The organism is Pseudomonas sp. RIT-PI-o (assembly GCF_001297215.1).
In the GTDB taxonomy this organism is placed as follows: domain Bacteria; phylum Pseudomonadota; class Gammaproteobacteria; order Pseudomonadales; family Pseudomonadaceae; genus Aquipseudomonas; species Aquipseudomonas moraviensis_A.
On record NZ_LHPA01000020.1, the window covers coordinates 326,048 to 351,813 of the forward strand.

The 25,766-nt window shown below is 61.6% G+C and carries 20 protein-coding genes; 8 read left to right on the forward strand and 12 right to left on the reverse strand.

Going from position 1 to position 25,766, the window contains the following annotated elements:
• The first annotated feature begins 25 nt into the window (after positions 1-25).
• From AEQ63_RS10145 to AEQ63_RS10170, 6 genes are read left to right on the forward strand one after another with little or no spacing between them, the layout of a single operon-like run.
• On the forward strand, positions 26-496 hold the full coding sequence (locus AEQ63_RS10145) for a hypothetical protein (RefSeq protein ID WP_371919859.1): 471 nt from the start codon (positions 26-28) through the stop codon (positions 494-496).
• A complete protein-coding gene (locus tag AEQ63_RS10150; protein WP_064363251.1) occupies positions 493-1,689 on the forward strand; it encodes a beta-ketoacyl-[acyl-carrier-protein] synthase family protein in 1,197 nt (398 codons plus the stop codon). Before AEQ63_RS10145 ends, AEQ63_RS10150 begins: the two co-directional genes overlap by 4 nt.
• Entirely contained in the window at positions 1,686-2,150 is a 465-nt protein-coding gene (locus tag AEQ63_RS10155; protein ID WP_064363253.1) for a hotdog family protein, read from the forward strand. Before AEQ63_RS10150 ends, AEQ63_RS10155 begins: the two co-directional genes overlap by 4 nt.
• Positions 2,143-2,871, forward strand: coding sequence for a 3-oxoacyl-ACP reductase FabG (gene fabG / locus AEQ63_RS10160; RefSeq protein ID WP_064363255.1), 729 nt, complete (start codon positions 2,143-2,145; stop codon positions 2,869-2,871). The genes AEQ63_RS10155 and fabG overlap by 8 nt, the downstream gene beginning before the upstream one ends.
• Positions 2,871-4,097 (forward strand): beta-ketoacyl-ACP synthase, encoded by a 1,227-nt coding sequence (locus AEQ63_RS10165; protein WP_064363256.1) that lies wholly within the window; start codon positions 2,871-2,873, stop codon positions 4,095-4,097. Before fabG ends, AEQ63_RS10165 begins: the two co-directional genes overlap by 1 nt.
• A gap of 29 nt (positions 4,098-4,126) precedes the next feature.
• Complete coding sequence (locus AEQ63_RS10170) at positions 4,127-4,570, forward strand: hypothetical protein (protein WP_064363258.1); 444 nt, start codon at positions 4,127-4,129, stop codon at positions 4,568-4,570.
• Between the two features lie 262 nt (positions 4,571-4,832).
• Here the strand turns inward: AEQ63_RS10170 and AEQ63_RS10175 are convergent, their stop codons facing one another.
• Entirely contained in the window at positions 4,833-5,735 is a 903-nt protein-coding gene (locus AEQ63_RS10175; protein ID WP_042608701.1) for a LysR family transcriptional regulator, read from the reverse strand.
• A 118-nt stretch (positions 5,736-5,853) separates the two neighbouring features.
• Here AEQ63_RS10175 and AEQ63_RS10180 point away from each other — a divergent pair, with 118 nt between their 5' ends.
• The gene (locus AEQ63_RS10180) at positions 5,854-7,128 is read left to right on the forward strand and encodes an MFS transporter (protein WP_064363260.1); all 1,275 of its coding nucleotides are present in this window, start codon (positions 5,854-5,856) and stop codon (positions 7,126-7,128) included.
• A 177-nt stretch (positions 7,129-7,305) separates the two neighbouring features.
• Here AEQ63_RS10180 and hemE read toward each other — a convergent pair whose 3' ends face one another.
• The 11 genes from hemE to AEQ63_RS10235 all read right to left on the reverse strand — a co-directional run bounded on the left by hemE (position 7,306) and on the right by AEQ63_RS10235 (position 23,099).
• The gene (gene hemE / locus AEQ63_RS10185) at positions 7,306-8,373 is read right to left on the reverse strand and encodes a uroporphyrinogen decarboxylase (RefSeq protein WP_025110257.1); all 1,068 of its coding nucleotides are present in this window, start codon (positions 8,371-8,373) and stop codon (positions 7,306-7,308) included.
• Between the two features lie 240 nt (positions 8,374-8,613).
• Positions 8,614-10,032, reverse strand: a complete 1,419-nt coding sequence (locus AEQ63_RS10190) for an FAD-dependent oxidoreductase (RefSeq protein WP_007909438.1) — start codon at positions 10,030-10,032, stop codon at positions 8,614-8,616.
• 33 nt (positions 10,033-10,065) lie between these two features.
• A complete protein-coding gene (gltB, locus tag AEQ63_RS10195) occupies positions 10,066-14,511 on the reverse strand; it encodes a glutamate synthase large subunit (protein ID WP_064363262.1) in 4,446 nt (1,481 codons plus the stop codon).
• A gap of 351 nt (positions 14,512-14,862) precedes the next feature.
• A complete protein-coding gene (locus AEQ63_RS10200; protein WP_064363264.1) occupies positions 14,863-16,449 on the reverse strand; it encodes an AAA family ATPase in 1,587 nt (528 codons plus the stop codon).
• 10 nt (positions 16,450-16,459) lie between these two features.
• Positions 16,460-17,560, reverse strand: coding sequence for a 3-dehydroquinate synthase (gene aroB / locus AEQ63_RS10205; protein WP_064363267.1), 1,101 nt, complete (start codon positions 17,558-17,560; stop codon positions 16,460-16,462).
• 152 nt (positions 17,561-17,712) lie between these two features.
• Positions 17,713-18,231, reverse strand: a complete 519-nt coding sequence (aroK, locus tag AEQ63_RS10210; RefSeq protein WP_027611316.1) for a shikimate kinase AroK — start codon at positions 18,229-18,231, stop codon at positions 17,713-17,715.
• A 4-nt stretch (positions 18,232-18,235) separates the two neighbouring features.
• The gene (pilQ, locus tag AEQ63_RS10215) at positions 18,236-20,314 is read right to left on the reverse strand and encodes a type IV pilus secretin PilQ (RefSeq protein WP_064363269.1); all 2,079 of its coding nucleotides are present in this window, start codon (positions 20,312-20,314) and stop codon (positions 18,236-18,238) included.
• Between the two features lie 13 nt (positions 20,315-20,327).
• Positions 20,328-20,852 carry a pilus assembly protein PilP gene (locus tag AEQ63_RS10220; protein ID WP_039756678.1) on the reverse strand — a complete coding sequence of 175 codons (525 nt, stop codon included), beginning with the start codon at positions 20,850-20,852 and terminating at the stop codon, positions 20,328-20,330.
• Positions 20,849-21,472: a type 4a pilus biogenesis protein PilO gene (gene pilO / locus AEQ63_RS10225; RefSeq protein ID WP_042608695.1), complete on the reverse strand. Its 624-nt coding sequence runs from the start codon at positions 21,470-21,472 to the stop codon at positions 20,849-20,851. The genes AEQ63_RS10220 and pilO overlap by 4 nt, the downstream gene beginning before the upstream one ends.
• Positions 21,469-22,035, reverse strand: coding sequence for a PilN domain-containing protein (locus tag AEQ63_RS10230; protein ID WP_042608694.1), 567 nt, complete (start codon positions 22,033-22,035; stop codon positions 21,469-21,471). The genes pilO and AEQ63_RS10230 overlap by 4 nt, the downstream gene beginning before the upstream one ends.
• The gene (locus tag AEQ63_RS10235; protein ID WP_064363271.1) at positions 22,035-23,099 is read right to left on the reverse strand and encodes a pilus assembly protein PilM; all 1,065 of its coding nucleotides are present in this window, start codon (positions 23,097-23,099) and stop codon (positions 22,035-22,037) included. Before AEQ63_RS10235 ends, AEQ63_RS10230 begins: the two co-directional genes overlap by 1 nt.
• Before the next feature lie 219 nt (positions 23,100-23,318).
• Here AEQ63_RS10235 and AEQ63_RS10240 point away from each other — a divergent pair, with 219 nt between their 5' ends.
• Positions 23,319-25,763 carry a penicillin-binding protein 1A gene (locus tag AEQ63_RS10240; RefSeq protein ID WP_371919887.1) on the forward strand — a complete coding sequence of 815 codons (2,445 nt, stop codon included), beginning with the start codon at positions 23,319-23,321 and terminating at the stop codon, positions 25,761-25,763.
• The last annotated feature ends 3 nt before the right edge of the window (positions 25,764-25,766 follow it).

A 25,766-nucleotide genomic window follows, 5' to 3' on the forward strand; every position in this document is an offset into this window, starting at 1 on the left:
TTCTACAAGGGTGGTGGCATGGTTGATGATGGTGTTCTGTGCCCTGTTGTTGAGCGCCTGTGCCAGCCAGGCACCGCTGCCAGCAGCCAATCCGACGCTGCCCCTGCCGCTGCAACTGCACATCGAACGCGAGCAGGCCGGGCAGCGTCAGGACTGGCTGCTGGTGATCCAGCGCGAAGGCGCCGGCACGCGCTGGTCGATGATGGATCCGCTGGGTATCCCCCAGGCTCGTCAGCGACTGATCGACGGGCATTGGCAGGCCGACGGCCTGCTGCCGCCCAATCCCGAGGCGCGGGAGTTGTTCGCCGCGCTGCTGTTCGCCCTGACCCCGTCCGCCGAACTGCTGCGCAACTATCCCGACGCCCGGCAACAGACCGATCAGCGTTCTCTGCCGGCGCGCTGGAACGTTCGCTATTCACAACCGTTGAGCTTCGAATTGAATCTGCCCCAAGGCCCGCACTATCGCGTTTCCCAGTTAGGTGAATCGACGCCATGACCGCTTACCTGAATGCCCTCGGCGTAATCTGCGCCCTGGGCCGCGACAAGTCTGAAGTCGCGCGCAATCTGTTCGCCGGCGACTGTTCGGGGATGCGCCGCGAGGCCGGCCGGGTTGTCGAGCGTGAGCTGCCAGTGGCCGCCGTGCACGGTGAATTGGCCGCGATTCCAGCCGAAATGATCGAGCACAGCAGTCGCAACAACCAACTGCTGCTGGAAGCCGCGCTGCAGATTCGTGACGACATCGATCGCGCGATCCAGACCTATGGCCGTGAACGCATCGGCGTCGTGCTCGGCACCAGCACGTCAGGCATCGACGAGGCGAGCCGGGGTCTGGCGCATTACATCCGCGAGCAGCAGTTTCCTCGCGAGTATGACTATCGCCAGCAGGAACTCGGCGCTCCGGCGAATTTTCTCGCCGAGTGGCTGCAACTGAGCGGTCCGGCCTACGTGATTTCCACCGCCTGCACTTCCAGCGCCCGCGCTTTGATGAGTGCTCAGCGTCTGCTCGATCTGGGCCTGTGCGATGCGGTGCTGTGCGGCGGCGTCGACAGTCTGTGCAAGCTCACCCTGAACGGTTTTTCTTCGCTGGAAGCCGTTTCAGATGAACGCTGCAATCCTTTTTCGGCCAACCGCAACGGCATCAATATCGGCGAAGCAGCGGTGCTGTTCGTGATGAGCAAACAGCGCGGCGAAGGTCCGGGGATTGCCCTGCTCGGCGCAGGCGCCAGCTCGGATGCGCACCATATTTCCGCGCCAGAGCCGAGCGGTCGCGGCGCCCTGCAAGCGATGCAAAAAGCCCTCGGCCGCGCCAATCTGCAAGCCGCGCAGATCAACTACCTGAACCTGCACGGCACCGCCACTCAACACAACGACGCCATGGAAAGTCTGGCGGTCGCGGCGCTGTTTCCCAACGGCGTCGCCTGCTCGTCGACCAAGCCGCTGACCGGCCACACCCTCGGCGCAGCTGGCGCACTGGAAGCGGCGTTCTGCTGGCTGAGCCTGAGCGCCGACAACCCTGAACAGGCGCTGCCGCCGCACATCTGGGACGGCCAGGCCGATCCCGCGCTGCCGCCCCTGCAGTGGGTGACTGCGAGCGAGCGCCTGACGTCCATTGCACCGCGCTACCTGATGAGCAACTCGTTTGCCTTCGGCGGCAACAACGTCAGCCTGATAATCGGAGACGCCCCATGAGCCACTGGCCGCTCGCCGAACTGCTGCCGCACGCCGGCGACATGATTCTGATCGACGCCATCGAGCGCTTCGATGACGAGCAGATCTTCCCCCGCCTGACGGTCAAGCCCGACGGCCTGTTCAACCTGCCCGACGGTAGCCTGCCGGCGTGGGTCGGCGTCGAGCTGATGGCGCAGAGCGTCGCCGCTTTCGCCGGTTGCCACGCGCGGCAAAAAGGCAATCCGGTGGAGCTGGGCTTTCTCCTCGGCACGCGCAAGTTCGAGTGCAACGTCGAAGCCTTTGCGCCGGGCAGCGAATTGACCGTACACGGCATTCGCTCATTGGAAGACGACAATGGCATGGGCGTGTTCGAATGCCATATCCATGGCGACGGCATTCATGCCAGCGCACGGCTGAACGTGTTCCGTCCGCCCGAAGCCAACCAATACCTGCAACAGACAAAGGAGTCGCACGATGACTGAATCCGTACTGGTCACCGGCTCCAGCCGTGGCATCGGCCGCGCCATTGCCTTGCGTCTGGCGCAAGCCGGGCATGACATCGTCCTGCATTGCCGCAACGGCATGACCGAAGCCCAAGCGGTGCAGGCCGAAATCGAAACACTGGGTCGCCGTGCGCGCATTCTGCAATTCGATGTAGCCGACCGTGACACCTGCAAAAGCATTCTCGAAGCCGATGTCGACAACCACGGTGCCTATTACGGGGTAGTGCTCAACGCCGGGCTGACCCGCGACGGCGCGTTTCCGGCGCTGAGCGATGACGATTGGGACGTGGTCCTGCGCACCAATCTCGACGGCTTCTACAACGTTTTGCACCCGGTGATGATGCCGATGATCCGTCGCCGCGCCGCCGGGCGCATCGTCTGCATCACGTCGGTGTCGGGTCTGATCGGCAACCGTGGCCAGGTCAACTACAGCGCTTCGAAGGCCGGGGTGATCGGCGCGGCAAAGGCGTTGGCGATCGAGCTGGGCAAGCGCAAAATCACCGTTAACTGCGTCGCCCCGGGCCTGATCGACACGGCCATGCTCGACGAAAACGTACCGGTGGAAGAGCTGATGAAAATGATCCCCGCGCAGCGCATGGGCACCCCTGAAGAAGTGGCGGCTGCGGTGAATTTCCTGATGTCGGCAGAAGCTTCGTACATCACCCGTCAGGTTCTGGCAGTCAACGGAGGCCTGTGCTGATGAAGCGCGTCGTCGTCACCGGCATGGCCGGCATCACCTCGCTGGGCAGCGACTGGCAGACCATTGCCGGCAACTTCGCAGCCAACCGCAGCGGCATTCGCCGCATGGACGAGTGGGATCGCTTCACTGAACTGAACACGCGTCTGGCCGGCCCCATCGATAACTTTGTCGTGCCATCGCACTGGACCCGCAAACAATTGCGCAGCATGGGCCGGGTTTCCCGCCTGGCGGTCGCGGCGGCGGAAAAAGCCCTGGCCGACGCAGGCCTGCTCGGCGACGAATCGATCAAGGACGGGCGCATGGGCGTTGCCTGCGGCTCGTCCACCGGCAGCACTGACGAGATCAAGGCTTTCGGCAACATGCTGCTCAACTCGGTGGCCGAGGGGCTCAACGCCAACTCCTATGTGCGAATGATGCCGCACACCACCGCGGCCAATATCAGCATCTTCTTCGGCCTCACCGGACGCCTGATTCCGACCTCAAGCGCCTGCACCAGCGGCAGCCAGGGCATCGGTTACGCCTACGAGGCGATCAAGTTCGGCCGCTTGCCACTGATGCTCGCTGGCGGCGCTGAAGAGCTGTGCCCGACCGAAGCCATGGTCTTCGACGCGCTCTACGCCACCAGTCTGAAAAACGATGCACCACAGACCAGCCCACGCCCGTATGACAAGGGCCGTGACGGTCTGGTGATCGGTGAGGGTGGCGGCATGCTGGTGCTTGAGGAGCTTGAACACGCCCTCGCCCGTGGCGCGCATATCCACGCGGAAATTGTCGGTTTCGGCAGCAACGCCGATGGTCAGCACACTACCCGCCCGGAACAGGTCACGATGCGCCGCGCCATGGAACTGGCCCTGGAAGATGCCGGCCTCAGCCCGGATGCCATCGGTTATGTGAACGGCCACGGCACCGCGACCGAGCAGGGCGACATCGCCGAAACACTGGCCACCAGCAGCCTGTTCGGTGAGCACATGCCGATCAGCTCGCAGAAGAGTTTTCTCGGCCACACCCTCGGTGCCTGCGGTGCGCTGGAATCGTGGTTCAGCATCGAAATGCTCAACCGCGACCAGTACGTGCACACCTTCAACCTCGACGAGGTCGATCCGCACTGCGGCAAGCTCGATTACCTGCGCGGCGAATTCCGCCAGATGCATCACGACTACGTGATGAACAACAATTTCGCTTTCGGCGGCGTCAACACTTCGTTGATTTTCCGCCGCTGGGCATAACCGAATCAATCCAGGTCAAGGAGACCTTCATGCACTTCCACAAACTCGCCGCCGTCACTCTGTTGCTCTGCGCCTTGCCAGCGGTCAGCCAGGCCCGCGACACAGCGGTCTACCTGCCGTTCGACAAAGCCGTCGCCGAAGCAACCCGCTCCGGCAAGATCGATGGCAGCGTAAAATTCTATCTGGCCGGCAACACCCCGGCCGGCAAAGTCACCGTCGTCAGCCCCGACGCCGTGACCAACAAGAAAACCAACGCCTTCAACAAATCTGACGAAGTCGCCTGCGAGTGGGTCGCCCAATCGGCAATCATCAGCCTGCATCAGGCCGCAAAAAATGCCGGCGCCAACGCCGTGACCAACATCGTCAGCTTCTACAAACGCAACGAGCGCAAGGACGCGCAAACCTACGAGTGCCACGCCGGCGCGATCATGGCGGGCGTTGCGTTGAAGGGTGATCTGGCGAAGGTTCAGTAAACGCCAGAAACGACAAAGGGCGCCGTTTGGCGCCCTCTCACAGACAGGTCGGCTTGTCATCGCCGATTACCTGCCTGGCTCTGCGATGGCTGGTTACCCAGGATCCTCAGAGTCTCACAAGCCCCTTTCGGGAGCGCAGGCCGCTTCCGGCCTCTTCGCGAGCAGGCTCGCTCCCACAGGGAATAGGGCGTCATACGCAACTTCGGTTTTGACCCGAGATCAACTGTGGGAGCGAGCCTGCTCGCGAAAGCGCCAGCCGCCTTCACACCGTCAGTGGCTCAACCTTGTACGTAAGCAGTTCGACAAACGCCTTGGCCATCGGCGATTTCTGGTCCTTGCGCTGCACCAGCCATACCGCTGAAATTGCCTCGGGATCGAGCAGCGGGCGGTAGACCACGCCGTCGATGCGCATCCGCTGATAGGACGCCGGCAACACCGAAACTCCGAGCCCCGCCGCAACCAGACCGATGATGGTCATCGCCTCCCCCGCCTCCTGTGCAAAATGCGGACTGAAGCCGGCATCGCGGGCCAGACTGAGCAGTTGTGCATAGAGCCCGCTGCCATAGCTGCGCGGAAAGAACACGAAGGGCTCCAGCGCCAGCGCCGAGAGAAACAGGCCTTCGTCGCTGCCTTGGGCCAGTGGATGCTTGGAACTGAGCACCGCTACCAACGGCTCACGCATCAACTCAACCACACTCAATGAATCCGGCAAGCCCAGCGGACGCATGATGCCCACCTCGATCGATTGATCGACCAATGCATCGGCGACCATGGTGCTGCTCATCTCGCGCAGGTTCAGATGCACCGCCGGAAAGCGCTGACGGAAGGAAAAGATCGCCTGCGGAATGGTCGAGTTGAACGGCGCCGAAGAGGTGAAGCCAATCTTCAGCTCGCCAAGTTCGCCAAGCTGCGCGCGGCGGGCGACGTCCGCCGCCTTGTCGACCTGCGCCAGCACCAGCCGCGCCTCTTGCAGAAACAACCTGCCCGCCTCGCTCAACTCGACCCGACGATTGGTGCGCTCAAACAATCGCGCGCCGAGCTGTTGCTCCAGCGCCTGAATCTGCTGGCTCAGCGGTGGCTGGGAAATGCCCAGCACCTGCGCGGCGCGGCCGAAATGCAGCTCTTCGGCGACGGCAATGAAGTAACGCAGATGACGCAGTTCCATGGGGGCTCCAATAGGTCGTCAAAGCTATCAAACAGGTCGAACAATATATTGGATAGAAACATTAGCCAGCTATATGATTTTTTCATTGCCTGCCTGGCCGTGCCCTCCGAGGTCTGAAGTGAAAACTGCTGTCGCGCCCCTTGCCCACGAAGTCCCGCCCTCTGCCGGCGACGATACCCTCGCCGAGCTGCAGGAGATCTACATCGAAAAAGGCACGCCGGCGTTCATGCGCACGGTGCTGGCGCTGTTCTGTGGCGGCTTTGCGACGTTCGCCCTGCTCTATTGCGTGCAACCGATGATGCCGCTGCTTTCGCACGAATACGGAATTAATGCAGCGCAGAGCAGCCTGATCCTCTCGGTGGCAACCGGCATGCTGGCCTTCGGCTTGCTGATCACCGGGCCGATTTCCGACCGCATCGGCCGTAAACCGGTGATGGTCGCGGCGCTGTTCGCTGCCGCGTTGTGCACCATCGCCAGTTCGATGATGCCGAGCTGGCACGGCGTGCTGATCATGCGCGCGTTGATCGGTCTGTCGTTGAGCGGTCTCGCCGCAGTGGCGATGACTTATCTGAGCGAGGAAATTCATCCACAGCACATCGGCCTGGCGATGGGTTTGTACATCGGCGGCAACGCGATCGGCGGGATGAGCGGGCGCTTGATCACTGGAGTTCTCATCGACTTCGTCAGTTGGCACACAGCGATGCTGGTGATAGGCGGCCTGGCGCTGATCGCGGCGGCGGTGTTCTGGAAGATCCTCCCGGAGTCGCGCAACTTCCGCGCCCGCTCGTTGCACCCGCGCAGCCTGCTCGATGGCTTCACCATGCACTTTCGCGACGCCGGGCTGCCGCTGCTGTTTCTTGAGGCGTTTGTGCTGATGGGCGCGTTCGTCACATTGTTCAACTATATCGGCTATCGCTTGCTGGCCGCGCCGTACAACCTGGATCAGGTATTTGTCGGTTTGCTCTCGGTGGTCTATCTGTCTGGGATCTACAGCTCAGCGAAGATCGGTTCGCTCGCGGACAAGCTGGGACGGCGCAAAGTGTTGTGGGCGACCATTGCGCTGATGTTTGCAGGGCTGGTGCTGACGATGTTCACGCCTCTGTTGCTGGTGATCATCGGCATGTTGGTGTTCACCTTCGGCTTCTTCGCCGCGCACTCGGTGGCGAGCAGCTGGATCGGCCGGCGCGCATTGACGGCCAAGGGACAGGCCTCGTCGCTGTATCTGTTCAGTTATTACGCCGGTTCGAGTATTGCCGGGACGGCGGGCGGGGTGTTCTGGCATCTGGGCGGGTGGAACGGGATCGGCTTGTTTATCGGTGCGTTGTTGCTGATCGCACTGCTGGTGGCACTGAAGCTGGCGAAGCTGCCGCCGTTGCAGGGTGTTAAGGCCTGATACAAAACCCATGTAGGAGTGAGCCTGCTCGCGATAGCGGTGAGTCAGTCGCTGAATATGCTGCCTGACACACCGCTATCGCGAGCAGGCTCACTCCTACAGTTGATCTGTGTCCGACATTGGATCGTGCAAACAAAAACGCCCGGCATTAGCCGGGCGTTTTTTATTGTGCGCTGATCACTCGTGATACTGCGCCGACAATTCATGCACCGCACGCAGGAACGCACCCGCATGCTCTGGATCAACTTCCGGGGTGATGCCATGGCCAAGGTTGAACACGTGACCACTGCCCTTGCCGTAGCTGGCCAGGATGCGTCCGACTTCAGTGCGGATCGCTTCCGGTTTGGCGTAGAGCACGGTCGGGTCCATGTTGCCTTGCAGCGCGACCTTGTCGCCGACACGGGCGCGGGCGTTGCCGATGTCGCAGGTCCAGTCCAGGCCGAGGGCGTCAGCGCCGGCGTCGGCGATGCTTTCCAGCCACAGGCCGCCGTTCTTGGTGAAGAGGATCACCGGCACTTTGCGGCCGTCGTGCTCGCGGATCAGGCCGCTGACGATTTTCTTCATGTAGGCCAGCGAGAATTCCTGATACGCCGCTGCCGACAGGTTGCCGCCCCAGGTATCGAAGATCTGTACCGCTTGCGCGCCGGCCATGATCTGGCCGTTGAGGTACGAGGTCACCGACTGCGCCAGTTTGTCCAGCAGCAGGTGCATGGCCTGCGGGTTGTCGTAGAGCATCGCTTTGGTCTTGCGGAAGTCTTTCGACGAGCCGCCTTCGACCATGTAGGTCGCGAGAGTCCAAGGGCTGCCCGAGAAGCCGATCAGCGGTACCCGACCGTTGAGCTCACGGCGGATGGTGCTGACCGCGTCCATGACGTAGCCGAGATCTTTGTGCGGATCGGGGATTGGCAGGGCTTCGATGTCAGCGAGGGTGCTGACGACTTTCTTGAAGCGCGGGCCTTCACCCGTCTCGAAGTACAGGCCCTGGCCCATGGCATCTGGGATGGTGAGGATGTCGGAAAACAGGATCGCCGCGTCCAGTTGCGGGTAGCGGTCGAGCGGTTGCAGCGTGACTTCGCAGGCGAATTCCGGGTTCATGCACAGGCTCATGAAGTCGCCGGCGTGAGCGCGGCTGGCGCGGTACTCCGGCAGGTAGCGACCGGCCTGGCGCATCATCCACACAGGGGTGACGTCAACGGGTTGCTTGAGCAGGGCGCGGAGGAAACGGTCGTTCTTCAGGGCAGTCATGTCGGCATCCGGAAAAAAAGTGCGGGCATTTTCTCAGAGCGCGAGGCAAAAGGCACGGATGTGGGTCAGCCTTTTGTCTATCGGGTCAATTTATTGCGTTGGAATGCTGATTTTTTGCAGCAACACAAAACAACTGTAGGAGTGAGCCTGCTCGCGATAGCGGAGTATCAGTCAATGCATCAGGTGACTGATCTACCGCCATCGCGAGCAGGCTCACTCCTACAAGGGATTGCGTTGTTTTTAGACACCCAGGTAATCGAGGATCCCTTCAGCGGCATTACGCCCTTCGAAGATCGCCGTCACCACCAGGTCGGAGCCGCGCACCATGTCGCCACCGGCGAAGATTTTCGGGTTGCTGGTCTGGTGCTTGTACTGACCTTGCTCGGGCGCAACAACGCGGCCCTGGCTGTCGGTCTGGATTTCGAACTGTTCGAACCACGGTGCCGGGCTCGGGCGGAAGCCGAAGGCGATGACCACGGCGTCGGCCGGGATGATCTCTTCGGAACCCGGGATCGGCTCGGGGCTGCGACGGCCACGAGCGTCCGGCTCGCCGAGACGGGTCTCGACCACTTTCACGCCTTCGACCTTGTCTTCGCCAACGATAGCGATAGGCTGGCGGTTGTAGAGGAACTTCACGCCTTCTTCCTTGGCGTTCTTCACCTCTTTGCGCGAGCCGGGCATGTTCGCTTCGTCACGACGATAGGCACAGGTCACCGACTTGGCGCCCTGACGGATCGAGGTGCGGTTGCAGTCCATCGCCGTGTCGCCGCCGCCGAGCACTACAACCTTCTTGCCTTTCATGTCGACGAAATCTTCCGGCGACTTTTCAAAGCCCAGGTTGCGGTTGACGTTGGCGATGAGGAAATCCAGCGCGTCATAAACGCCCGGCAGATCCTCCCCGGCAAAACCGCCCTTCATGTAGGTGTAGGTGCCCATGCCCATGAACACCGCATCGTACTCAGCGAGCAGTTGTTCCATGGTCACGTCTTTGCCGACTTCGGTGTTGAGACGGAACTCGATGCCCATGCCGGTGAAGACTTCGCGACGATTGCTCAGCACGGTCTTTTCCAGCTTGAACTCGGGGATGCCGAAGGTCAGCAAGCCACCGATTTCCGGGTTCTTGTCGAACACCACCGGGGTCACGCCGCCACGCACCAGCACGTCGGCACAACCCAGACCCGCCGGGCCCGCGCCGATGATCGCGACACGTTTGCCGGTCGGTTTGACCTTGGACATGTCCGGGCGCCAGCCCATGGCGAACGCGGTGTCGGTGATGTACTTCTCGACCGAACCGATGGTCACCGCGCCGAACCCGTCGTTGAGGGTGCAGGCACCCTCGCACAGACGATCCTGCGGACACACCCGGCCGCAGACTTCCGGCAGGGTGTTGGTCTGGTGCGACAGCTCGGCAGCCTGGAGGATGTTGCCCTCGGCCACCAGTTTCAGCCAGTTGGGAATGAAGTTGTGCACCGGGCACTTCCATTCGCAATACGGGTTGCCGCAACCCAGGCAGCGGTGGGCCTGATCGGCCGACTGCTGGGGTTTGAACGGTTCGTAGATTTCGACGAACTCTTTCTTGCGTTGACGCAACAGTTTCTTCTTCGGATCCTTGCGCCCGACATCGATGAACTGGAAGTCGTTATTCAGACGTTCAGCCATTGTTAAAACCTCATCAAACTCTTCAGGCGCATATCACTGCGGGTTGGCACGAGTGCTGGAAAGCAGGGTTTTCAAGCTGGCAGCCTTGGGCTTGACCAACCAGAAACGCCGCAAGTAATCGTCGAGGTTCTCGGCGAGTTCACGACCCCACTCGCTGTCGGTCTCGGCGACGTACTCGTTCAGCACGTTCTGCAGGTGGCTGCGATAGGCTTCCATCGCCTCGCCGCTGATCCGCTGGATCTCCACCAGTTCGTGGTTGACCCGGTCAACGAAGGTGTTGTCCTGATCGAGCACGTAGGCGAAACCACCGGTCATGCCAGAGCCGAAGTTGTAACCGGTCTTGCCCAGCACGCAGACGAAACCACCGGTCATGTACTCGCAGCAGTGATCGCCAGTGCCTTCCACAACCGTGTGGGCACCGGAGTTACGCACGGCGAAACGCTCGCCTGCGGTGCCGGCGGCGAACAGCTTGCCGCCCGTGGCGCCGTACAGGCAGGTGTTGCCGATAATGGCGCTGTCCTGAGTCTTGTAGACGCTGCCCTTCGGCGGCACGATGACCAGCTTGCCGCCGGTCATGCCTTTGCCGACGTAGTCGTTGGCGTCGCCTTCCAGGTACATGTTCAGACCGCCGGCGTTCCACACACCGAAGCTCTGCCCGGCCGTGCCTTTGAAACGGAAGGTGATCGGCGCCTTGGCCATGCCCTGGTTGCCGTGCTTGCGCGCGATTTCGCCGGAGATCCGTGCACCGATCGAGCGGTCGCAGTTGCAGATATCCAGCTCGAACCCGGCACCGCTCATATCGCTGATCGCCGACGAGGCCAGCTCGACCATCTTCTCCGCCAGCAGGCCTTTGTCGAACGGCGGGTTGCGCTCAACGCCGCAGAACTGCGGTTTGTCCGCCGGGATGTGATCGCTGCCCAGCAGCGGCGTCAGGTCCAGGTGATGTTGCTTGGCGGTCTGGCCTTCGAGGATTTCCAGCAGATCGGTGCGACCGATCAGCTCTTCGAGGGAGCGCACGCCAAGCTTGGCCAGCCACTCACGGGTTTCTTCGGCGACGTAGGTGAAGAAATTCACCACCATGTCGACGGTGCCGATGTAGTGATCCTTGCGCAGCTTTTCGTTCTGAGTGGCAACGCCGGTGGCGCAGTTGTTCAGGTGGCAGATGCGCAGGTATTTGCAGCCCAGCGCGATCATCGGCGCGGTGCCGAAGCCGAAGCTTTCGGCACCGAGGATCGCTGCCTTGATTACGTCGAGGCCGGTCTTCAGGCCGCCGTCGGTCTGCACCCGGACCTTGCCGCGCAGGTCGTTGCCGCGCAGGGTCTGGTGGGTTTCAGCCAGGCCCAGTTCCCACGGTGCTCCGGCGTACTTGATCGAGGTCAGCGGCGAAGCACCGGTACCGCCGTCGTAGCCGGAGATGGTGATCAAGTCCGCATAGGCCTTGGCCACACCGGCGGCGATGGTGCCGACGCCCGCTTCAGCCACCAGTTTCACCGAAACCAGTGCCTGCGGGTTGACCTGCTTGAGGTCAAAGATCAGCTGCGACAGGTCTTCGATTGAATAGATGTCGTGGTGCGGCGGCGGCGAAATCAGGGTCACGCCCGGCACTGCGTAGCGCAGCTTGGCGATCAGTCCGTTGACCTTGCCGCCCGGCAGTTGCCCGCCCTCGCCCGGTTTGGCACCTTGGGCGACCTTGATCTGCAGCACTTCGGCGTTGACCAGGTATTCCGGGGTTACACCGAAACGGCCAGTGGCAACCTGTTTGATTTTCGAGCTCTTGATGGTGCCGTAACGCGCCGGGTCTTCACCACCTTCGCCGGAGTTGGAACGCGCGCCGAGGCGGTTCATGGCTTCGGCCAGTGCTTCGTGAGCTTCCGGCGACAGTGCGCCCAGCGAGATACCGGCGGAGTCGAAGCGCTTGAGCACCGATTCCAGCGGCTCGACTTCACTGATGTCCAGCGGCGTATCGAGGGTCTTGACCTTGAACAAGTCACGAATCATCGACACCGGACGGTTGTCCACCAGCGAGGTGTATTCCTTGAACTTGGCGTAGTCGCCCTGCTGCACGGCCGCTTGCAGGGTGTTGACCACGTCCGGGTTGTACGCGTGATATTCGCCACCGTGGACGAACTTCAGCAGACCGCCCTGCTGGATCGGCTTGCGCGGGCTCCAGGCTTCGACGGCGAGGGCTTTCTGCTCGGCTTCGATGTCGACGAAACGCGCGCCCTTGATGCGGCTCGGCACGCCACGGAAGCTCAATTCGCAGACTTCTTCGGAAAGGCCAATAGCCTCGAACAGCTGCGCCCCACGGTACGAAGCGATGGTCGAAATACCCATCTTCGAGAGGATCTTCAGCAGGCCTTTGGTGATGCCCTTGCGGTAGTTCTTGAACACCTCGTAGAGGTCGCCCAGTACTTCACCGGTACGGATCAGGTCACCCAGCACTTCGTAGGCCAGGAACGGATAGACAGCCGAAGCGCCGAAACCGATCAGCACGGCGAAGTGATGCGGGTCACGGGCGGTGGCGGTTTCCACGAGAATGTTGGAATCGCAACGCAAGCCTTTTTCGGTCAGACGGTGGTGCACTGCACCCGTCGCCAGCGAGGCGTGGATCGGCAGCTTGCCCGGCGCGATATGACGGTCGCTGAGGACGATCTGGGTACGCCCGGCGCGCACGGCTTCTTCAGCCTGATCGGCAACATTGCGGATCGCCGCTTCGAGGCCAACGCTTTCGTCGTAGTTGAGGTCGATGATCGCCCGTTCGAAACCGGGACGGTCGAGGTTCATCAGCGAGCGCCACTTGGCCGGAGAGATCACCGGCGAGCTGAGGATCACGCGCGAGGCGTGTTCCGGCGACTCCTGGAAAATGTTGCGCTCGGCACCGAGGCAGATTTCCAGCGACATCACGATCGCTTCGCGCAGCGGGTCGATCGGCGGGTTGGTCACCTGCGCGAACTGCTGACGGAAATAGTCGTACGGCGTGCGCACACGCTGGGACAGCACGGCCATCGGCGTGTCGTCGCCCATCGAGCCCACGGCTTCGTAACCTTGCTCGCCGAGCGGACGCAGCACCTGATCACGCTCTTCGAACGTGACCTGATACATCTTCATGTATTGCTTGAGCTGATCGACGTCGTAGAAAGCCGAACCGTGGTCGTTGTCTTCCATGGTCGCCTGAATGCGCAGGGCATTCTTGCGCAGCCATTGCTTGTACGGATGACGGGATTTCAGACGGTTGTCGATCGCATCGGTGTCGAGGATCTGCCCGGTTTCGGTGTCCACGGCGAAGATCTGACCCGGCCCGACGCGGCCCTTGGCGAGCACGTCTTCAGGCTGGTAGTTCCACACGCCGATTTCCGACGCCAATGTGATGAAACCGTTCTTGGTGGTGACCCAGCGCGCCGGACGCAGACCGTTACGGTCGAGCAGGCACACCGCGTAGCGACCATCGGTCATGACCACGCCGGCCGGGCCGTCCCACGGCTCCATGTGCATCGAGTTGTACTCGTAGAACGCACGCAGATCCGGGTCCATGGTTTCGACGTTCTGCCACGCTGGCGGAATGATCATCCGCACGCCACGGAACAGGTCGATGCCACCGGTGACCATCAGTTCGAGCATGTTGTCCATGCTCGACGAGTCGGAACCGACACGGTTGACCAGCGGGCCGAGCTCTTCCAGATCCATCAGATCATTGGTGAACTTGGTCCGACGGGCCTGCGCCCAATTACGGTTACCGGTGATGGTGTTGATTTCGCCGTTGTGGGCGAGGAAGCGGAACGGCTGCGCCAGCGGCCATTTCGGCAGGGTGTTGGTGGAGAAGCGCTGGTGGAACACGCAGATCGCGGTTTGCAGACGCTCGTCACTCAGGTCCGGATAGAACGCCGCCAGGTCGGCCGGCATCATCAGGCCTTTATAGATGATGGTCTTGTGCGAAAAGCTGCAGATGTAGTGGTCGGTGTCAGCGGCGTTGGCCACCGACGAACGGCGACGGGCGCTGAACAGCTTCACGGCCATGTCCTGATCGCTCAGGCCTTCGCCGCCAATGTAGACCTGCTCGATCTGCGGCAGGCGCTCAAGGGCCAGGCGGCCAAGGACGCTGGTGTCGATCGGCACTTTGCGCCAGCCGATCAGTTGCAGGCCTTCTGCGAGGATCTCGCGGTTCATGTTCTCGCGAGCAGCTTCGGCCTTGGCCGGATCCTGATTGAGGAACACCATGCCCACTGCATATTGCTTGGGCATTTCGACGCCGAAGCTCTCCTGGGCAATGGCTCGCAGGAAGGCGTCGGGTTTCTGAATCAGCAGACCGCAACCGTCACCGGTCTTGCCGTCGGCATTAATCCCACCGCGGTGGGTCATGCAGGTCAGGGCCTCGATGGCCGTTTGCAAAAGGGTGTGACTGGGCTCGCCCTGCATATGAGCTATCAGGCCGAAACCGCAGTTATCCTTGAATTCATCTGGTTGGTACAGACCTGCTTTCATAGACACTTTCTCACCAGGCTGCCTCTATTCGAGGCAAATTTCTTTTCAATTCAACCACTTGCGTTCCGCGCCGAACGTACGCCGGCTTAGCGGGGGCAAAAGGGTGGTCATTGTACACAGCGACACAGAGGCTCACAAATTTGACGACGAACTGTCGCAAATTCATGTCGCATTTGTGAAAGGTTTAAAGCGATATGCTGTGCTAGTCAAAACTTTTTTAAATTCTGACCGCAACGACTCAAAAACTACTGTGACGCAGACACCACAAGGCACGCGACCTTTTCAGGAAGCGCGCACTCGTGGAGATTTTGAGGTGCCGGGAGAGGCGGCCTGGGTAAGGCCGCCGAATCTTCAGCGAGTTGTTGCCAGTTCCTGTTGGACGCTGGCGACAGTGCGAGGCCAAGGTTTACCAGCCTGAACCTTCGCTGGCAAGGCCTTGATGGCAGAAACGGCCGCATCACGATTGGCAAAGTTGCCGTAGGTGATCACGTAAAGCGGCTTGCCATTGAGGACTTTCTTGAAATAACGGTACTCGCCGCCCTGCTCCTTGACGAAGTTCTGCGCGGCGGTTTCCGAGCTGGTGCCGAGGATCTGCACCACGTAATTGCTGGTCGGCTGACCGGCATACCAACTGCCGCCGGCAGCCTTGGCCACGGTGACCGGCTTGTCGGCAGGCTTGGCCGGAGCCGGGGCCGGTTTCGCAGCTGGCGCTGGAGTGGCCGGAGCAGGCTTGGCCGCGGCGATCTGCGTCGGTGCCGGGGTTGGCGCCGGCTTGGCCGCCGGAGTCGGGACCGGCGTCGGCGCAGGACCGGCCGGAACGCCCGCAGGCGGTGCAGAGGTGGTTACGGTCGGCGGAGTATCGCTGGAGCCTTCCAGTGGCACGCCGTCATCGCCTTCGGTGATGCCACCGGCGGCTTCAGCGAGCGGGCCACGCATGACCGGCTGCGAGTTGCCGACCAGCGGCAGCGGCATCGGCTGGGTGTTGCCAGCGAACTCGACGGACGGGTTGGCGCCATTCGCGGCGCCCTGACCCAATGGCAGTTGCGCCTGTTCATTGGCCGGAGCACCGGTGGTCGGTGCCTTGCTGCGACCCGGCATCAGCCAGGCGGCGGCAACCGCGACCACAACGACGGCGGAAATCGCCAATACGTGTTTCTTCGGCATGTTGAACCCCATACTTGGACGCTTGACCGCAGAGCGGCTGGCAATCATGACTTCGATCAGTGCATCGCGAGCGACCTGGTTGATGTTGCCCGGCCAGCCCTCGGAGCTTTCGTGAATATCAGAGATCTGATCTGCGGTGAAAAGTTCGACACCCCGGCCCGCGCCTTCCAGCCGCTGGTCGAGATATTCGCGAGTCTCTTCTTCGGTGTACGGCTGCAATTCGATGACGTGGAAACGCTCTTCTTCGAGCTGCAAAGCTTCGAGCTGAGCGATCAGCGACGACTCGCCAAACAGGAATACATGCGGGCGACCTTCCGGTGTGCCGGCACCCAGCGCCATCAACGCTTCCAGCGCCGACTCGTCGAGCTGCTCAGCGTCGTCCACCAGCAGATAGACTTCCTGTCCGGTCAGACCCAGTTGCACCACCTGCTCGAGAATCGCGCCGACCTCGGCCTGGGCGACATCCAGCGCCTGCGCCACCTGGCGCAGCACGCCGGCCGCGTCGCCGGCGCCACGGGCGGAAACCACCACGCTTTGCACCGATTGTTTGTTGGTGCTGGCCACCAGCGCCTGCCGCAACAGGGTCTTGCCGCTGCCCTGCGGCCCGGTGACCACCAGCAGCAACTGGCTGTAACGCGCGAGGTGATGCAGTTGACCCAGCACCGGTTTGCGCTGGGCCGGAAAGAATTTGAAGCCCGGCACCCGTGGCGCGAACGGGTCGTGACTTAACTGGAAATGGCCGAGAAACGCCTCGTCGGCATGCAAACTAGTCATCGGAATCGTTTTAACCTTTAAGCTGAGCCAGGGCGCGGTAATCCGCTCCCAGCGTGGCCTGTAGAACCTCTTTCGGATAATCGTCGGTCACTACCGCTTCGCCCATCCGGCGCAGCAGCACCAGGCGCAGACGACCGTCGATCACTTTTTTATCAATTGCCATGTGTTGGAGAAAATCGGCTTCGGTCATTTCTGTCGGTGGAATGACCGGCAGACCTGCGCGCTGGAACAGACGAATGCCGCGGTCACGCTCCTGCTCGCTGATCCAGCCCAGGCGCGCGGACATTTCCAGCGCCATCACGGTACCTGCCGCCACCGCCTCGCCATGCAGCCAGACACCATAGCCCATGTGGGTTTCGATGGCGTGGCCGAAGGTGTGGCCGAGATTGAGGGTGGCGCGTACGCCGGTTTCCTTTTCATCGGCGCCGACCACCGCAGCCTTGGCCGCGCAGGAGCGCTCGATCGCATAGGTCAGCGCGGTCTGATCGAGCGCGCGCAGGGCGTCGACGTTGTCTTCCAGCCAGGTCAGGAATGGTTCGTCGCAGATCAGGCCGTACTTGATGACTTCCGCCAGCCCCGCCGACAGCTCGCGCTGCGGCAGGGTTTTCAGCGATGCGGTATCGATCAGCACCACGTTCGGCTGGTAGAACGCGCCGACCATGTTCTTGCCCAGCGGATGGTTGATGCCGGTCTTGCCGCCAACCGACGAATCGACCTGCGACAACAGTGTGGTAGGAATCTGGATGAAATCGACACCGCGCTGATAACAGGCGGCAGCGAAACCGGCCATGTCGCCGATCACCCCGCCGCCCAAGGCGATCACGGTGGTGCGGCGATCATGACGGGCGCTCAGCAGGCCATCGAAAATCAGTTGCAGGGTTTCCCAGTTCTTGAAGGCTTCGCCGTCGGGCAACACCACCGAGATTACCGAAAACTGCGCAAGGCTGCGGGTCAGACGTTCGAGATAGAGCGGCGCGACGGTTTCGTTGGAGATGATTGCCACCTGCCGCCCGTGAATATGCGGCGCCAGCAGTTCCGGCTGATCCAACAGACCTTCGCCAATATGAATCGGGTAGCTGCGCTCGCCTAGATCGACCTTGAGTGTCTGCATGTGTCCCCACAGTGAAGATGGAAGCAGGCATCCTGCCCTGAAATTATTGGTGTTCTGCGGCCTGTAGCGATATGACGCCGCTCGCCCGGCATCCGCCACACCCTCGGCGGGCGCTGACAGGACGCCGAGGATAGCGCATTTCGGGCAACGCTTTAACGGGGTGGCAGCTGCGCGAGGCGGTCAAGAATGTCGAGCACCACCATGCGCGGTGGCCGCTCGTCGGTTTCCACCACCAGATCGGCGATCTCCCGATAAAGCGGGTCACGGATCTCGAGCAAATCACGCAGGGTTTTCGCCGGATCAGCGGTGCGCAGCAGCGGCCGATTGCGATCGCGGGAGGTGCGGCCGACCTGCTGCTCGACGGAGGCGTGCAGATACACCACGCGCCCGCCTGCATGCAGGGCCTTGCGATTGGCATCACGCATCACCGCGCCGCCGCCGGTCGCCAGCACCACGCCATCGAACGCGCAGAGCTCGGCGATCATCGCCTGCTCGCGGTCACGAAAGCCAGGCTCGCCTTCCTTGTCGAAGATCCATGGGATATTGGCACCCGTGCGCAGCTCAATTTCCTTGTCGGAATCCTTGAACGGCAGGCGCAGCTCTTTGGCCAGTAATCGGCCGATGGTGCTTTTGCCAGCACCCATCGGTCCTACAAGTATCAAATTTCGCACAGAATCAACGACTCACAGCAATCGCCTGGTTATTCATGATACGCGGAGTGAGAAATACCAGCAGCTCGGATTTTTTCTCCGAAACCACATCACGCCGGAAAAGGCGGCCAAGATACGGCACATCGCCAAGAAATGGCACCTTATCTACAACCTTGCTCTGAGTATTTGAAAAAACACCGCCGATTACGATGGTCTCGCCGTCATTCACCAGCACTTTGGCGTTGACCTCGTTTTTCTTGATCGGCGGTACATCCTGCACTTTGTTCAGGTAGTCGGGCTCATCCTTGGTGACCTTGACCTCCATGATGATGCGGTTGTCAGGCGTGATCTGCGGAGTGACTTCCAGCGACAGCGAAGCCTCCTTGAACGACACCGAGGTCGCGCCACTGGAGCTGGCCTCCTGATACGGTATCTCGGTGCCTTTGAGGATCTTCGCGGTTTCCTTGTCCGAGGTGACCACCTTCGGCTGCGAGACGATCTCGCCGTTGCCGGTCTTTTCCATCGCCGTAAGTTCCAGGTCCAGCAACACGTTGTCGGTGATGAACGCGATACCGATCCCGGAGGTATTGTTGACCGTGCCCATGTCGACGAAGGGCGAGTTGGTGCTGGTGCTGCCCGGCGTACCGATGGTGCTCGATGAGCCGTTGACCCCGGAGGCGTTCCAGTTGCCCTTGTTCTGCACCGAGCCGCCCCAGCGTACGCCGAGGCTCTTGTCGTAATCGACGTTGGCCTCGACGATGCGCGCCTCGATCATCACCTGACGTACCGGAATATCCAGCTGCGCGACGATCCGCCGTAATTCGTCGAGGCGATCCTGGGTCTGGTAGGCAATGATGTTGTTGGTCCGCTCATCGACAGTGATCGAACCGCGCTCGTCGACCTTGGCCTCGGCACTGGTCACCGACTGGAACAGTTTGGCAATGTCCGCAGCCTTGGCGTAATTGACTTGCAGCAGCTCGCGACGCAATGGCGCCAGCTCGGCGATCTGCTTCTGCGACTCCAGTTCCTGGCGCTCGCGGGCGGCAATTTCATCGGCCGGCGCCACCAGTAGCACGTTGCCGATCTTGCGTTTATCCAGACCTTTGGTTTTCAACACCAGATCCAGTGCCTGATCCCACGGCACGTTCTGCAGGCGCAACGTGATGCCGCCCTGCACCGTGTCGCTTGCCACGAGGTTGAGATTGGTGAAGTCCGCGATCAGTTGCAGCACCGAGCGTACATCGATGTCCTGAAAATTCAGCGACAGCTTGTCGCCGACATAGGCCTGACGGTCGGCGTTGCGCTTTTGCAGATCGTCGACACTCATCGGGCGAACGCTCACCGTGAGCTTGTTATCAGTCTGGAAGGTCGAATAGTCGAAGGTGCCGCTGGGCTCCACACTGATCACGGTGCGATCGCCGGTGAGCGCTGCGTTGACGAACTGCACCGGGGTGGCGAAGTCCTTGACGTCGAGGCGCACGCGCAGCTTTTCCGGCAATTGGGTGCGGGCGAAGCTGAGGATGATCTTGCCGTCGTGTTCCTGGATATCCGGGGCGATGGTCGGATCAGAGAGATCGATGACCACGTTGCCTTCGCCCTCGGTACCGCGCTGGAAATCGACGCCGCGAATTGCCCGGCTGCGCGGCACAGAAGATTTCGCGGGCGCCGCAGCGGCCGGGGCGGCACGTGGTGCAACGGTGGCCGGGCGCGGCGCGGTCGCGGAGGCGCCCTGACCAACCACCACGAACAGATTATTGCCTTCGACCCGCGTGCTGTATGGCGCCAATTGCGTCAGGCTGACAATCAGCCGCGTGCGATCCTTGGCTTCGGCCACCGTGGCCGTGCGCGCATTGCCGCTGCCCAGATCAAGATTTCTGTTGGCCAGCTGGCTGGCCACCCCCGGCAGATCCAGTGCAATACGCGCGGGCGACTCGGTCGTGTAGCCCTTGGGCTGGGGTGGCGGGCCGTCGAACGACAGCTTCAGTTCGACGCGGTCACCCGGCAGCGCGGCAACATCCAGCGCTTTCAGATTGGCCGCCATTACCATCGGTGACACCAGCGCTATCCATAGCGAAAAACCGAGGGTGGAGAAAATCCTGTTCATTGTTCGACTTCCACTATGAGTGCTCTTTCAAAGGAATGGTGCGGGGCCGCTCCAGCCAGGCGCCAGCGCCGTCGGGCACGATCTCGACGACATCGACCTGAGTGGCGCTGATGGCGACGATGCGGCCATCGTTGCGGCCCAGATAGTCGCCGACCTTCAGGCGATGCACCCCGCCCGCGCCGCGCAGCAGCGCAAACGATCCGGAGGCGTTGGCGATCGTGCCGACCATTTCGAACTGCTCGATATTGAACCCTTCAAGGTATTGCTTGACCCGGTTGGGGTCGGGTTTGACGTTGCGCGAGCCGTGCTTTTGCCCGGCCAGATCAACCCGTGCCTGCCGCGAAAACGGGCTGCGCAGATTGGCGGCGCTGTAAGTGAATGTGGGGTAAGACCGGAATGTCGGCGTTGGTTCAATCTTGCCCGCCGGGCGCAGGCGGACTTCGTTGAGGTAAGCGTCGAGGTCGCTGAAGTCATCGCCGCCACCGCAGCCGCCCAACGCCAGCGCCATGAGCAGAACGAGATAACGAATCGGGGTCATTTTTCCAGCCCCTTGTCGTTGTAGCGATACGTCTTGGCGAGGATGCTCATGCGCAGCTTCGGCCCGCCTTCGGGGTTGGCCGGCGCCAGTTCAAAATCGTGCAGGGTAACGATGCGTGGCAGTCCGGCGACGCCGCTGACGAACGTTGCCAGGTCGTGATAGGCGCCGGTCACGGTGATCTGGATCGGCAGCTCGATATAGAACGGCTGGGTCACTTCCGGCAGCAGTTTGATCTCTTCGAATTCCAGACCGCTGCCCAGACCGGTGCGAGTGATGTCTTCAAGCAAGCCCGGCACTTCGGTGTCGCTGGGCAGTTGCCGCAGCAGCACGCCGAAGGTGTTTTCCATTTCCTTCATCTGCTGGGTGTACAGCTCAAGATTTGCCGATAGCCGCGCCTTGCTGGCGAATTGCTCCTTGAGCGTGACTTCCTCCTCGCGCTTGAGGTCGAGCTGATTTTCCATATCGCTGATGAAAAAGTAATAGCCGAGCGCGAGGATCAACGCCATCACCAACGCACCGCACAAGGTTTTCACCGCCGGCGGCCAGGAACCCATGTTGCTGGTGTCGAGGTCGTTGAAATCGATGTTGCGCAGGCTTTCCAGCCATTCGGAGGCTTTCATTGCTCGTCCTCCAGAACCTTGGGCTGGGTCTGTCGAACGGTCAGCTGGAAGACGTTGGCCTGCTCGACCTGATCGGCACTGGTCGCCTTGACCTCATTCAGGCTCGGCGCGTCGAACCAGTCGGACGCGTCGAGATTGCGCATGAGCTCGGAAACCCGGTTGTTCGACTCCGCCGCGCCACTGATGGACAGGGTCTTGCCGGCCATTTTCACATCGGTGAAATACACACCGTCCGGCAACGTACGCGCCAGTTGATCGAATACCCGCCCACTGATCTGCCGGTTGCCCTGCAGGTCCTGGATGATGCGCATGCGCTCGACCAGTTGCTGGCGGCGCGCCTTGAGTTCGCTGATCTGCTTGATGCGTTCGTCGACCACGGCAATCTGTTTGCCGATGTAATCGTTGCGCGCCATCTGCCGCTCGATGGCCGCGCTGATGATCTGATCGGCAATCAGCACCGCACCGATCGAGCCGGCCAGCACGCCGATCAACACCAGCAGGAAGCGTTTGCGCCGTTCTTCGCGACGCTCCTCGCGCCAGGGGAGAAGATTGATCCGCGCCATCAGTCGAAACTCCTGAGCGCGAGCCCGCAGGCGATCATCAATGCGGGCGCATCACTGGCCAGCGCACCGGCGTTGACCTTGCTGCCCAGGGCCATGTCGGCAAACGGGTTGGCAACCTGGGTCGGCGTGTTCAAGCGCTGTTCGATCAGGCGATCCAGCCCGGGCACAGAGGCCGTGCCGCCGGCCAGCAGGATATGGTCGACGGCGTTGTACTGGCCAGAGGCGAAGAAGAACTGCAGCGAACGCGAAACCTGCTGCACCAGTGCCTCGCGAAATGGCTGCAGGACTTCGGTCACGTAATCGTCAGGCAGGCCGCCCTGCTTTTTCGCCAGGCCCGCCTGCTCGACAGTGAGGCCATAGCGGCGCTGGATCTCTTCGGTGAGCTGACGCCCGCCAAAGAGTTGCTCGCGGGTATAGATGATCTTGCCGTTATGCAGGACGCTTAGGGTGGTCATCGTCGCGCCGATGTCGACCACCGCCACGGTCAGGCGCTCCTGGGAAGCAGCCAGATGCGTCGCCAGCAGCCCGAACGAGCGCTCCAGCGCGTAGGCCTCGACATCCACCACCCGTGCAGTCAGGCCGGCGAGCGCCAGCGCCGCCTCGCGCACCTCGACGTTTTCCTTGCGACAGGCGGCGAGCAGCACGTTGACCCGTTCCGGGTTGCGCGGCGAGACGCCCTGGACTTCGAAGTCGATGGCGACCTCGTCCAGCGGATAGGGAATGTATTGATCGGCCTCGATCTTGAGCTGGTTTTCCAGTTCATCGTCGGACAGCCCGGCGTCCATTTCGATGACCTTGGTGACCACCGCCGAACCGGCCACCGCCCCCGCCACGCTCTTGCACCCGGTGCGTGCCTTGACCAGCAACCGGCTGAGCGCCTGGCCGACACCCTCCAGTTCGGCGATGTTCTTTTCGACCACGGCGTTGGCCGGCAACGGCTCTACCGCGTAGGCCTCGACCCGGTAGCGCTCGCCCTGACGACTCAGTTCCAGCAGCTTCACCGACGTGGAGCTGATGTCGATCCCCAGTAACGCATTGGTCTTTTTATTGAAGAGTCCCAGCACTACCAATTCCCTATGACTTTCCGTGAGTTACGGACTCTGTAATACGCATTGCGTTCCTTCACCCCCGTCTTGACAGAAGCGCCAATGACGCCCCCGACGGAAAAGTGCTTATAATGCCCAGCGATTTTTTCCGCTTTTTACTGCCCGCGCGGATGGCTTTGTGTGTAACCGCAGCCCCGTGCCAAATTCATTCTTTGCCCTGGATGTCCAAAAGCCTTGATTCGTCTGCTGAAATTTTTCGGTTGGTCCATCGTCGCCGTTTTCTGCGGACTGCTCTTAGGTCTCAGCGGCGCCTTTCTTTACCTTAGTCCGGGTTTGCCGTCTGTGGAGGCGCTGAGAAGCATTCAGTTGCAGATTCCTCTGCGGGTCTACAGCAGCGACAACAAGTTGATCGCAGAATTTGGCGAAATGCGCCGCACACCGATCCGTTTCGCCGACATTCCGCCCAATTTCATTAATGCGTTACTAAGTGCTGAAGACGATAATTTTGCCAACCACTACGGTGTCGACCCGAGCAGCCTGATGCGCGCGGCGACCCAATTGGTCAAAAGCGGACACATTCAGTCCGGCGGCAGCACCATCACCATGCAGGTGGCGAAGAACTTCTTCCTCACCAGCGAGCGCAGCTTCTCGCGTAAAACCACGGAAATTCTCCTGGCTCTGCAGATCGAGCGGCAGCTGACCAAGGACGAGATCCTTGAGCTGTACGTCAACAAGATCTATCTGGGCAACCGCGCCTACGGCATCGAAGCCGCGGCGCAGGTCTATTACGGAAAATCGATCCGTGACGTCAGCCTGGCGCAGATGGCGATGATCGCCGGCCTGCCGAAGGCACCGTCGCGCTTCAACCCGCTCGCCAACCCGGCGCGCAGTAAAGAACGCCGCGACTGGATCCTCGGGCGCATGTACAAGCTGGGCAAGATCAGCGAGGCCGACTACACCGCGGCGATCAACGAGCCGCTGAACGCCAGCTACCACGTTCCGACCCCGGAAGTGAACGCACCGTACATTGCTGAAATGGCCCGTGCCGAAATGGTCGGCCGTTATGGCAGCGACGCTTACACCGAAGGTTTTCGCGTCACCACCACGGTGCCGAGCAACCTGCAGGAAATGGCTAATACTGCGCTGCACGAAGGCCTGATGACCTACGACCAGCGCCACGGCTACCGTGGCCCCGAGTCGCGCTTGCCGGGCAAGACCCGCGAAGCCTGGGCCAGCGAACTGACCAAACAGCGCACCATCAGCAGCCTCGAACCGGCCATCGTCACTCAGGTCGACAAGAACGGCCTGCAGGTCCTGACCCGCACCGGTGAAGAGCACGTTGCCTGGGACACGATGAAATGGGCGCGGCCGTTCCTCAATACCAACAGCATGGGTGCCAACCCGCGTCAGCCGGCGGATGTCGCCCAGGTCGGTGATCTGATCCGCGTGCAGCGGCAGACAGACAACTCGCTGAAATTCAGTCAGATACCGCAGGCCCAGGGCGCGCTGGTGTCGCTGGATCCGCAGAACGGTGCGATCCGTTCGCTGGTGGGCGGATTTGCCTTCGAGCAGAGCAACTACAACCGTGCCCTGCAGGCCAAGCGTCAGCCGGGTTCGAGCTTCAAGCCGTTCGTTTACAGCGCCGCGCTGGATAACGGCTACACCGCCGCGAGCCTGGTCAACGATGCGCCGATCGTGTTCGTCGACGAATACCTGGACAAGGTCTGGCGCCCGAAGAACGATACCAACACCTTCCTGGGCCCGATCCGCCTGCGTGAAGCGCTGTACAAGTCGCGCAACCTGGTGTCGATCCGCTTGCTGCAGGCCATGGGCGTGGGCAAGACCATCGACTACATCACCCGCTTCGGCTTCAACAAGCAGGACCTGCCGCCGAACCTGTCGCTGGCACTCGGCACCGCGACGCTGACGCCGATGGAAATCGCCACTGGCTGGAGCACCTTTGCCAACGGCGGCTACAAGATCACCCCGTACATCATCGACAAGATCGAAAGCCGTAACGGTGACACGTTATTCGTCGCCAACCCGCCGACTGTGCCACAGGGCGGTTCGGCGACCGATGGCATCGCCGCGCCAGCCACCGAATCGTTCACGGTCAATGCCGCACCGGTTGCCGGTGAAGCCCCGGGCAACCCGGCGGTGCCGCAAGCGCCAGCCGTGGCCGAGCGGATTGTCGATGGGCGTACCACTTACATCCTCAACAGCATGCTTCAGGATGTGATCAAACTCGGTACCGGCCGTCGCGCACTGGCGATGGGCCGCAGCGACATCGCCGGCAAGACCGGTACCACCAACGAATCGAAAGATGCCTGGTTCTCCGGCTATAACGCCGATTACGTGACCACGGTGTGGACTGGCTTCGACCAGCCGGAAAGCCTCGGCCGTCGCGAGTTTGGCGGTACTGTGGCGCTGCCGATCTGGATGAATTACATGTCCGCCGCGCTGAAAGACAAGCCGCCGCATGTACAGCCTGAGCCGGAAGGCCTGCTCAGCCTGCGGGTGGATCCGGTCAGTGGCCGCGCCGCGACGCCAAGCACGCCGGGGGCCTACTTCGAACTGTTCAAGGCTGAAGACACGCCGCCGTCGGTGAACGAGCTGGGCAACGGCGCCGTGCCGGGCAGCCCGCTGCCGGCGGACGAGCAGGCGCCGATCGATCTGTTCTGATCC